1 protein-coding gene is annotated in these 1,820 nt (G+C 70.8%); it reads left to right on the forward strand.

The annotated features are described in order from the left end of the window. A partial coding sequence (gene dnaG, locus AC1D15_RS30000; RefSeq protein WP_477828892.1) for a DNA primase occupies nt 1-1,735 on the forward strand: 1,735 nt, incomplete at its 5' end. Nucleotides 1,736-1,820: the final 85 nt, after the last annotated feature.

Genomic DNA, 1,820 nt, shown 5'->3' on the forward strand with positions numbered 1-1,820 from the left:
GCGCGACCTGGCCCAGCAGGCCGGGCTCACCGTGCCGGAGGACGACCGCTCGCCGCAGGAGCGCGAGCGCGCCGCCGAGCTGAAGGAGCGCCAGGCCACCCTCAGCGACGTGCTCGCCAAGGCCAGCGAGCATTACCGCAAGCAGCTCAAGGGCAGCCCGCGGGCGATCGACTACCTGAAGGGCCGCGGCCTGAGCGGCGAGATCGCCGCCGCCTTCGGCCTGGGCTATGCACCCGACGGCTGGCGGGCGCTGGCGAGCGTGTTCCCGCGCTACGACGACCCGCTGCTCGAGGAGAGCGGCCTCGTCATCTCGCAGGGCGAGAACGACGAGGAGCGCAAGCGCTACGACCGCTTCCGCGACCGCATCATGTTCCCGATCCGCTCGGTGCAGGGCGACGTGATCGGCTTCGGCGGGCGCGTGCTCGACAAGGGCGAACCGAAGTACCTGAACTCGCCGGAGACGCCGGTGTTCGTGAAGGGCCGCGAACTCTACGGCCTGCACGAGGCGCGCGCCGGGCTGCGCAAGCGCGGCTATGCACTGGTGGTCGAGGGCTACATGGACGTCGTCGCGCTCGCGCAGCACGGCTTCGACAACGCCGTGGCGACGCTGGGCACGGCCTGCACGGCCGAGCATGTGCAGAAGCTGTTCCGCTTCACCGAATCGGTGGTGTTCAGCTTCGACGGCGATGCCGCCGGGCGGCGCGCAGCCGGGCGGGCGCTCGAAGCCTCGCTGCCGCATGCCAGCGACACCCGCACCGTCCGCTTCCTGTTCCTGCCGACCGAGCATGACCCGGATTCGTACGTGCGCGAGCTGGGTGCCGAAGCCTTCGAGACCTGCGTCGCGCAGGCGGTGCCKCTGTCGCGCCAGTTGCTCGAGGCGGCCCGTGACGGCGGCGACCCGTCGACGGCCGAGGGCCGGGCCAAGTTCCTCGCCAACGCCAGGCCGCTCTGGTCGGCGCTGCCGGAGGGTGCGCTGAAGCTGCAGCTGCTGGCCGAGCTGGCGCAGCAGGGCGGCATCGCATCGGCCGACCTGACGCAGCTGTGGCAGGCCTCGGCCGCGCCGCGGCACGGCGGCGGATCGCCCTCCTCCCGCCACGAGCCGCCCGACGACGACGGTTACGGCCCGCCACCGGACGACGGCGCCCCGGCCGCGCCGCGCGAGCGCTTCCAGCGGCGGGAGAGCAGCAGCGGCGGCCGCAAGTGGACCAAGGAATGGACCAAGGAGTGGAAGGGCAAGCGCGGCGAGCGCGATCGCTACGAGGAAAGCGGCCCCTTCCCGCCGCAGTCGAAGACGCGCACCGTGCCGACCAGCCCGGCCGACACCGTGCTGCGGCTGTTGCTGCTGCACAGCGACTGGTGGGACCAGCTCGGCACCGACGACCACCAACTGCTGCACGAGCTGCCGGCGCCGCACGGATCGCTGGTCACCTGGCTGGAGCGCCACCTGCTGGAACACGGCGCCACGCCATGGGCCGTGCTCGAGCAGGCACTGCACGACGGCGAATGGGYGGACGAAGGCCGCCGCCTCGTCCCGCCGGGTGTGCTGCAGGACGAAATGCAGTTCGCCGACCTGCGCCGCGTGATCGACGGCATGTGGGTCGAGCTGCTGTCGGCGCGCCTGCAGGTGCTGATCCGCCAGGCCGAAACCGACCCCGCGGCCCTGGTGCAATGGCGCGAACTCGACGCCCAGAGAAGGCAGCGCATGCAGCGCATGAAACTCGCCAATCCAACCTGACTTTGCGGCGTGACTTTGACGTAACGCTTTCTTTCGCCGATAATCGAAGGTTTGTTACGCGGCAAGAGTGACGAACGGTCAACAA

Source organism: Rhizobacter sp. P2_H2 (assembly GCF_056403375.1).